The sequence below is a fragment of the Halomonas sp. BC04 genome, from assembly GCF_000568385.1.
In genome coordinates, this window is sequence record NZ_AZQX01000139.1 from 1 (window position 1) to 8,332 (window position 8,332).

Annotated in this window: 7 protein-coding genes and 3 pseudogenes; 2 read left to right on the forward strand and 8 right to left on the reverse strand. The window is 64.6% G+C overall.

The window, feature by feature from the left end:
* Positions 1–7 precede the first annotated feature (7 nt).
* Both Q427_RS09665 and Q427_RS09670 read left to right on the forward strand, forming a co-directional pair.
* A pseudogene (locus Q427_RS09665) lies at positions 8–859 on the forward strand (M20/M25/M40 family metallo-hydrolase); the annotation flags it as partial.
* A gap of 78 nt (positions 860–937) precedes the next feature.
* Positions 938–1,363: a hypothetical protein gene (locus Q427_RS09670; RefSeq protein ID WP_155833517.1), complete on the forward strand. Its 426-nt coding sequence runs from the start codon at positions 938–940 to the stop codon at positions 1,361–1,363.
* Between the two features lie 167 nt (positions 1,364–1,530).
* Here the strand turns inward: Q427_RS09670 and Q427_RS36790 are convergent.
* The 8 genes and pseudogenes from Q427_RS36790 to Q427_RS09705 form a co-directional block, all read right to left on the reverse strand.
* Positions 1,531–2,456, reverse strand: a pseudogene (locus Q427_RS36790) (SMP-30/gluconolactonase/LRE family protein).
* A gap of 31 nt (positions 2,457–2,487) precedes the next feature.
* Positions 2,488–2,787: a hypothetical protein gene (locus Q427_RS33755; protein ID WP_231613588.1), complete on the reverse strand. Its 300-nt coding sequence runs from the start codon at positions 2,785–2,787 to the stop codon at positions 2,488–2,490.
* A 256-nt stretch (positions 2,788–3,043) separates the two neighbouring features.
* The gene (locus tag Q427_RS33760) at positions 3,044–3,226 is read right to left on the reverse strand and encodes an aldose epimerase family protein (RefSeq protein WP_331280596.1); all 183 of its coding nucleotides are present in this window, start codon (positions 3,224–3,226) and stop codon (positions 3,044–3,046) included.
* A gap of 147 nt (positions 3,227–3,373) precedes the next feature.
* Positions 3,374–4,549 carry a Gfo/Idh/MocA family protein gene (locus tag Q427_RS09685; protein WP_043513368.1) on the reverse strand — a complete coding sequence of 392 codons (1,176 nt, stop codon included), beginning with the start codon at positions 4,547–4,549 and terminating at the stop codon, positions 3,374–3,376.
* A 15-nt stretch (positions 4,550–4,564) separates the two neighbouring features.
* Positions 4,565–5,619 (reverse strand): annotated as a pseudogene (locus Q427_RS09690) (sugar phosphate isomerase/epimerase family protein).
* Positions 5,620–5,690: 71 nt separating this feature from the next.
* Positions 5,691–6,644: an ABC transporter substrate-binding protein gene (locus tag Q427_RS09695; protein ID WP_043513369.1), complete on the reverse strand. Its 954-nt coding sequence runs from the start codon at positions 6,642–6,644 to the stop codon at positions 5,691–5,693.
* A gap of 55 nt (positions 6,645–6,699) precedes the next feature.
* Entirely contained in the window at positions 6,700–7,701 is a 1,002-nt protein-coding gene (locus Q427_RS09700) for an ABC transporter permease (protein ID WP_231613587.1), read from the reverse strand.
* A partial coding sequence (locus tag Q427_RS09705; RefSeq protein WP_043513371.1) for an ATP-binding cassette domain-containing protein occupies positions 7,694–8,332 on the reverse strand: 639 nt, incomplete at its 5' end. The genes Q427_RS09705 and Q427_RS09700, both read right to left, overlap by 8 nt.

Here is an 8,332-nt window from a genome sequence, read left to right on the forward strand (position 1 = left end):
GTGACATGAAGGTTTCATCGCCTGCGCCCTGGCGGAGGTGCCGAACTGGGTACAGCAAGACCTCACCAAACCGATCTACCTGGCCTTCTCCTATGACGAGGAGGTCGGCTGCCTCGGCGCGCCGCGCATGATCGAGCGACTGATGGCCGACCACCCACGCCCCGCGGCGGTGATCGTCGGCGAGCCCACTCTGATGCAGCCGGTAGTGGCCCACAAGGGCGCCACCAACCTGCGCACCACCGTGACCGGCCACGCCTCGCACTCCAGCCAGGTCGACCAGGGCGTCTCGGCCATTCATGTGGCCGCGCGACTGGTGACGAAGATCGAGGACGTGATGACCGAACTGCGTGCCGAGGGGCGCATCGACGAGGCCTTCAACGTCGCCCACTCCAGCCTGCACGTGGGCAAGATCGCCGGCGGCACCGCGATCAACATCATGGCCCGTGAATGTACCTTCGAGTGGGAGATTCGCCACTTGCCCCAGGACCGCTTCGAGGACCTGATCGGCCGCGTGAACGCCTATGCCGCCGAACTCGAGGACGAGATGCAGCGCAAGGCCCCCGGGACGAGCATCGTCACCGAGGCCCTCAATGCCACGGTGCCGGCGCTGGCCGACGACAACAACGCCGAGGTGCTCAGCCTGTGTCGCGAGCTGCTCGGCGCAAGACCCAGCGGCGCCGTGGCCTACGCTACCGAGGCCGGGCAGTTCCAGCGCGTGGGGCTGCCCACCGTGATCTGCGGACCCGGCAGCATCGCCCAGGCGCACCAGCCCGACGAATACATCGAGATCGAGCAGCTCGCGGCGGGCAGCGAGTTCATGCGGGCGTTGGGCAGGCGACTGGAGGTCCCGCGGACCTGAGCGACCCCGATCGGTCAAATCCGACAGGCCCCTGGACAAACGGATTTCCAATCTCCTTTGCTGCCAAGAGTCGCCACTATGCCGAAGACCAAGCACAAGCGTAACAGGCCAACCGCCTCCTCACGGAAACCACCCTTTCGCGTCGGGAAGGCGCCACGGCGCTTCCGCCCTCGACGTCTGGTGCGTGGCATCCTGATCGCTCTGGCCATCCTTGCCGTGCCGGTGACCTGGCTCATTCTCGAGGAGCGAGAAGCACGCGCGCTGGCCGACCTGAGCGTGATCGGTAGCGGCGAACCGGTGGCGGTGCAGGTCTTTGACCGGGGCTGCCCCGACTGCCGTCGCCTGCGCGACAACGCCGAGCAAGCGCTGAGCAATATCGAGCACGCCCCGGCCTGGCGGATCGTGGACATCAACACTTCACAGGGACGTCGTTCGCCGGTAAGGAACTGGTCGACCACGTCACCATCGTGCTGTTCGACAGACATGGGGAGCGAACCGAGGTGATACGGGGCGTCGTCAGCGTCGAGGAGCTGGAGACCGCCTTCAGCGATCTGGGTAGACGAACGAGACTTCAGCGGGAGCGCTAGGAGCCTGGTTGGTTTACTGCCTGCCGTGACCATTCCCGGCAGTGATCCGGCAGTGATAGAGTGCCGGGCGCGGCCTGGCCTCCCTTAGACCCTGCCGAAGGCGGGTTCGGCAAGCCCCGCCACACCGACCTTCATCTCCAACAGGCTGCCGGCCATCGGCCAGCGCGCCTTGCCTGCGGCATCCAGGTGCTGGGTGGCCGTGGTAATGAAGAGCGTGCGCAGATCCGGGCCGCCGAACGCCACCATGGTCGGGTGCGGACAAGGCACCGGGTGCTCTGCCAGCAGTTCGCCACCGGACGAGAAGCGCACGATACGACCACCACCGTAGAGCGCACTCCAGTAGCATCCCTCGCTGTCCACCGCCGCACCGTCGGGCACCCCGGGCAGCCCCAGCCTCTCCAGGTCGACCCAGCTTTCTCCTTTCCCCAGGGTGCCGCTGCCGACATCGAAGGCATAGCGCAGGATCTGTCGGCTCAATGAGTCGGTGTGGTAAAGCCAACGCCGGTCAGGACTGAAAGCAAGCCCATTGGAGATGCCGATGTCAGCAAGCCGCTTCATCAACTTGCCGTTGTCGAGACAGTAGAGCGCCGCCGTAGGGCTCGCTTCGTCAGCAGCGATGGTGCCCACCCACAGCGCCCGGCGGCGTCGCAGCGGCCATCATTGAAGCGGTTGCCCCGCACTGTTTGCTGCTCGTTTTGCTGACCTGTCTGCCATTCGGGGTTGTCGACCAGCCGCTCGGGCTCACCGCCCGCAGACAGGCGCACAATGCCCGACGCGGCTGCGGCCACCAGCCCCCTATCGGCGAGCGCAATGCAGCCCACCTTCTCGCCTAGCTCGAAGCATGTCGGGGGCGTACCCGCCTGGGGGCGCCAGGCATAAACACGACCGTTATTGATATCGACCCAGTAGAGGGTCTGGCGCGCCACCGACCACACCGGGCTCTCACCCAGGCTCATGTCGAGCACCACCGCCACCGCTATCTCGTTTTCCTGCATGCCGTCATCTCTCATGTCATTGAGCGCGACTTCACCAGCAAAGCCGTCATCGAGTCGACCAGGCGAGAGAGAATCGCCACTGTTGCCTCAGGCTCTGGCCGCGCTGCAGCTCCACAAGCCCATGCGCTATGGGATCGTCGAAGTGATGGGCATCAACCTCATGACTCACCGGCTCGAAGCAGAAGAAGTCAGCACTCTCCCCCGGCGAGAAGAGCAGATAGCGCGACAGGGAAGGCACCGTGTCGACTTCGAGGGCCACGCCGCGCCCGGGCCAGCTGAGCAGCGCCCGACCGTTCCAGCCGGTGAAGAGGTTGTCGATCCGGCCTGCGGGAAGCGAAGCGACCACGGAAAAATGCCAGGGGTCACCCGCCTCCAGGGGATGCCAGCGCGTAGGCAGTTGCGCGGTATCGACCTCCCATACCCCATCGGCCGGCGCCCTGAGCAGACGTCGGCGCTGCGTGGAAACCAGGGGTGCAAGCCCAGACCGTATGGGGCCGGGACGCTACCCAGATGGGTCAGCATCAGTTCGACCGTCAGGCCTCCCCCATCGAGGCGATAAAGGAGCTCTGCACGATAGTCGAAGGGTGGCTGCCAGGAGGAGCCTAGGCCGAGTCGCAACTCGGCCTGCCCCTGGTGCTCGACCCGCCAGGCCGCTGCCAGCCATCGCCGTGGATCGGCAACGGCTCGCCCGCCAGATTGCCTGCCAATGGGTAGTGCTGCCCCCGCCAGTCGAAACCACCGGCGGAGATGCGGTTGGACCAGGGCAGCAGTGGATACAGGCCCATCTCGTTGGATCGTGCGAGTCCTCGTTGCCGGGACGAAACAGCGACAGCGGACCATACACCGTCAGGGCATCGAAGCGCACCACGCACCCTCCCAACTCGGGGGCCACCACCAGCCGCAGCCGCCCGTTCTCGAGCCGGATCGCCACCCTAGAAGTCCACCCAGGCGCCACCCGCTGCGGAAGATGCCAGTGCCCGGGTGATGAATACCAGTCCCTCGACACCGTCGGCAATACCCGGGGTACCGGTTGCCAATACCTCCGGTTCGCGGCCGCCCTGACGCGCCCGGATCTGCTCGGCGAAATCGCTGTAGAGCTGAGCAAACGCCTCCAGGTAGCCCTCGGGATGTCCCGGCGGAATACGTGCCGCCCCCACTGCCGCGGCTCCCAGGCCGGGACCGTTGCGAGTCAATATCCGCGGCGGCTCGCCCAGTGGCGAATGGAGCAACCGGTTGGGCTCCTCCTGGCACCATTCAAGGCCGCCACGACTGCCGTAGACGCGCAGGCGCAGCCCGTTCTCGTTGCCCGGTGAGACCTGGCTCGACCACAGCATGCCTCGGGCGCCACCCTTGAAGCGCAGCATCATGTGCACGTTGTCATCCAGTGCACGCCCTTCCACGAAGGTATGCAGGTCCGCAGCCAGGGCCTGGGTTTCCAGCCCGGTGACGAAACGCACCAGGTTATAGGCGTGGGTCCCGATATCCCCCAGGCATCCGGCAGGGCCACTGCGCTTGGGGTCCGTTCGCCACTCGGCCTGCTTGACGCCGCTCTCCTCCAGGCGCGTGGAGAGCCAGTCCTGGGGATACTCGACCTGGATCACCCGCAGCTCGCCCAGCTCGCCATTGGCCACCATCTCCCGGGCCTGGCGCACCAGCGAATAGCCGGTGTAATTATGGGTCAAGCCGAAAAACAGCCCGCTGCGCTCAGCCAGCTGCGCCAGAGTCCGGGCATCCTCCAGGGTCGTCGTCATCGGTTTGTCACAGATGACATGGATGCCAGCTTCGAGGAAGCACTTGGCCGCATCAAAGTGCACGTGATTCGGCGTGACGATGGCGACCACGTCGATACCGTCCTCACGTCGGCTCTCGGACTCGGCCATGGTGCGATAATCCGGATAGGCACGCTCGGCAGGTACATGGAGTTCCGCCGCCGACGCTCGGCTGCGACCTGCATCGGAGGCAAAGGCGCCGGCCACCAGCTCATAGTGATCATCGAGGCGTGCCGCCATACGGTGCACGCCGCCAATGAAGGCACCCTGGCCGCCACCCACCATACCCAGGCGAAGTCGGCGAGGGGCGTAGCTTTCATTACTGCCGTTATTGCTCATGTCGTCGCCTCCTGCTCAGTCGAGTCCCAGGATGCGGCGGTTGGCCGCCTCATCCGACCCGGCGTCGGCAAAGTCGTCAAAGGCCCGCTCGGTGACCTGGATGATATGGTCGCGAATGAAGGTCGCTCCTTCACGGGCACCGACCTCGGGGTGCTTGAGGCAGCACTCCCACTCCAGCACCGCCCAGCCGTGGTAGTCGTTGGCGGCCATCCACGCGAACATCGACTTGAAGTCGACCTGCCCGTCGCCCAGCGAGCGGAAACGCCCGGCCCGCTCGGTCCACGACTGGTAGCCGGAGTAGACCCCCTGCTTGGGGCTGGGATTGAACTCGGCGTCCTTGACGTGAAACATCTGGATATGCTCGCGGTAGACATCCAGAAAGCCCAGGTAGTCGAGCTGCTGCAGGATCAGGTGGCTGGGATCGTAGAGAATATGACAGCGCGGGTGGTGGCTGACCCGCTCGAGAAACATCTCGAAGGTGATGCCATCGTGAAGATCCTCGCCGGGATGGATTTCATAGCACAGGTTCACTCCCGCCTCATCGAAGGCATCGAGTATGGGACGCCAGCGCCTGGCGAGCTCATCGAAAGCGGTCTCGACGAGTCCGGCCGGACGCTGCGGCCAGGGGTAGACGAATGGCCAGGCCAGCGAACCGGAGAAGGTCCCGTGGTCCGTCAGGCCGAGGTTCTGCGATGCTTGGCAGCCAGCATCAGCTGCTCCACCGCCCACGCCTGGCGGGCCTTGGGATTGCCCCGGACCTCGGGAACGGCGAAGCCGTCGAAGACCTCGTCGTAGGCGGGGTGCACGGCCACCAGTTGGCCCTGCAGATGGGTGGAGAGTTCGGTCAGTGCCAGGCCGTGCTCGGCCAGGGTACCCTTGATCTCGTCGCAGTAGGTCCTGCTCTCGGCGGCGCGTTTGAGGTCGATCAGGCGCGCGTCCCAGCTGGGGATCTGTACGCCTTTGTAGCCAAGCCCTGCCGCCCAGCCGGCGATGCTGTTCAGGTCGTTGAAGGGGGCTTCGTCACCGGCGAACTGGGCCAGGAAGATCGCCGGCCCTTTGATGGTTTTCATGGTGAGCTCTCCCGATAGATGTCTGGTAGGGAGGAGCGGGCCGGGTTCGTGACCCAGCCCGCTCGCGTCGATCAGAACGGTGAGTCTGGGAAGTAGTACTGCTCGGCGTTCTCCTGGGTGATCAGCGGGGAACCCAGGATGTACTGGCCAACCACCGGTCCATTGGAGGTGAAGTGCTGGACGGTCAGATCCATGGCGGTGGCGATCATGGCCGGTGGATAGAGCACGTCCACCGGCACCAGCTCGTCACCCTCCATGACGCGCTTGATGATGTCCTTCATGCCGGCGCCGCCGACGATGAAGAGTTCATCCTCGCGCTCAGCCTGACGCACCGCTTCGATCACGCCAAGGGCGATATCATCGTCCTGGGCCCACACCGCATCGATGCGGTCGAAGCGTGCCAGATAATCCTGCATGACCTCGAAGCCGTCATCGCGGTTCCAGTTGGCGTGCTGCATGTCGAGAATGTTGATATTCGAGCCCTCGATGGCCTCCTGGAAGCCCTGCACGCGCTCGTCATCGATCACCGTGGGGATCCCGCGCAGCACCACGATATCGCCCTCTCCATCGAGCTGGTCGCGGATATACTCGCCGGACACCCGCCCCATCTCGTGGTTGTTGCCGGCGACGTAGAGGTCCTCGATGCCCTCCTGCTCGAGACCGCGGTCAACCACGGTGACGAAGACACCGCCCTCCTTGACCCGACGCACCGGATCGGTCAGCGGCCCGGATTCAAAGGGCAGCACCACCAGCGCATCGATATTGCGCTGCGAGACGAGGTCCTCCAGATCGTTGGCCTGCTCACCCGGGTTGCTGGCGGTGGAGATGGTAATGGAAATATTGGGATGGGCTGCCTCCAGGCGCTGCTTGGCCTGTTCGGCATGATAGTTCACGCCTCCGGTCCAGCCGTGGGTGGCGGCCGGTATCGACACACCGATGGTATAGTCTGCGGCGATGGCGACGGTCGGTGCCCCCATCACGGCAGCGGTGGCAAATGCAGCGAATGTTGTCTTAATGGTTCGCATGGTGACGCTCCTTTACTGGCTTGGTTGTTATTGGTTGATGCTTCAGCAGAGCTGCTCAGGCCCCTGTCTTTCTCCACGATGCGCGCTGCAGGTACACCGCAACGATGATGATGATTCCCTGCACCGTGCCGTTGAGATAGTTGGAAATGGCATCCGTCAGATTGAGAATGTTGCCGATCATGGTCAGCATGATCGCCCCTACCACCGTGCCCCAGATCCGTCCGTGCCCGCCCTTGAGCACGGTGCCGCCGATGATGACAGCCGCGATCGCCTCGAGCTCCCAGAGCACCCCGGTGGCCCCCGAGGCCGAGCCCAGCCGCGGCACGTAGATGATGGTCGCCAGCGCCACGCACACGCCCTGCAGCATGTAGGTCATGGTCTTGATGCGGTCGACGTGGATGGCGCTGTACTCGGCCACCTTCTCGTTGGAGCCGATGGCGAAGCAGTAGCGGCCGAAGCGGGTATGGTTGAGCAGGATGTAGCCGACCACCGCCACCAGCAGGAAGACCAGTACCGGAATCGGAATCCCCATCAGGCTGCCGTAGTAGACCGGCCGGTAGATGTCGCGTACGCCCCAGTCCAACGACAGGGTGCCGCCGTCGGCGAGATAGGTGACCAGCGAGCGATAGATGCCCATGGTGCCGAGGGTGACGATGAAGGCCTCGATCTTGCCCTTGGTGGTCACCATGCCGTTGATGAAGCCGGCACACAGCCCCAGCAGCAGCGAGGCGCCAATGCCCAGCACGATGGTGGTCAGGCCGGGGCCGAACTGCTCGACCAGGCTATTCATGAGGATGATCATCACCCCGGCGATGAACGCTGCCATCGAGCCCACCGAGAGGTCCAGGCCACCGGCGGTGATCACGAAGGTGGCGCCGATGGCGATGATGCCGATAAAGGCACTTCGCGTCAGCATGTTGGAGAGGTTGTCGAGTCCCAGGAAGGCGGGATTGATCAATACCCCGAGCAACGCCAGCGCCATCAGGGCGATGAATGGCCCCCAGGTCTTGAGGTCGAAGGAGGCTCGGCGCTGAGCCAGCGGCTTGTTATCAGGCACGGCGTTGTTCATCGACTCCCACCCCCTTGATGCCGGATGCGTACTGCATGATTTCGTGTTCGTTGATCTGCTCACCCTCAAGCACCCCGGTCAGTATCCCGGCACACATCACCGCCACCCGATGCGAGAGGCCGATCAGCTCGGCCATCTCAGAGGAGATCAGGATGACCGAGCAGCCGGTGTCGGTGAGTTCGCGCACGAAGTGGTAGATCTGGTGCTTGGTGCCCACGTCGATGCCGCGGGTCGGCTCGTTGATGATCACGATCTCGGGATCGATGGTCATGACCTTGGCCAGCAGCAGCTTCTGCTGGTTGCCGCCGGAGAGCTCGGCCGCGGTGAGTGCCTCGGTCCTCAGGCGAATGTCGAAGCGCTCGATGGCCTCCTGGAAAACTTGCTGCTCGCGGCGCCGATCGATCAGCGGGCGGCAGTACGCGCGCAGGTTGAGCAGCGTGAGATTGGGACGCAGACCCATGTTGAGCACCAGGCCCTTGCCCTTGCGATCCTCGGTGAGATAGGCGATGCGCTGGCGCACCGCATCGCGCAGGTGGCGTAGCGTCACCGGCTGGCCGTTGCGCAGCACCTCGCCTGCGCTGCGGCCGCGCAGCCCCAGCACGGCCTCGATCAGCGCCGT

Coding starts and splice junctions, on each gene's coding strand:
- Q427_RS09670 (WP_155833517.1), top strand. CDS start 938: ATGCCGAAGACCAAGCACAAGCGTAACAGGCCAACCGCCTCCTCACGG.
- Q427_RS33760 (WP_331280596.1), bottom strand. CDS start 3,226: ATGGGCCTGTATCCACTGCTGCCCTGGTCCAACCGCATCTCCGCCGGT.
- Q427_RS09685 (WP_043513368.1), bottom strand. CDS start 4,549: ATGAGCAATAACGGCAGTAATGAAAGCTACGCCCCTCGCCGACTTCGC.
- Q427_RS09695 (WP_043513369.1), bottom strand. CDS start 6,644: ATGCGAACCATTAAGACAACATTCGCTGCATTTGCCACCGCTGCCGTG.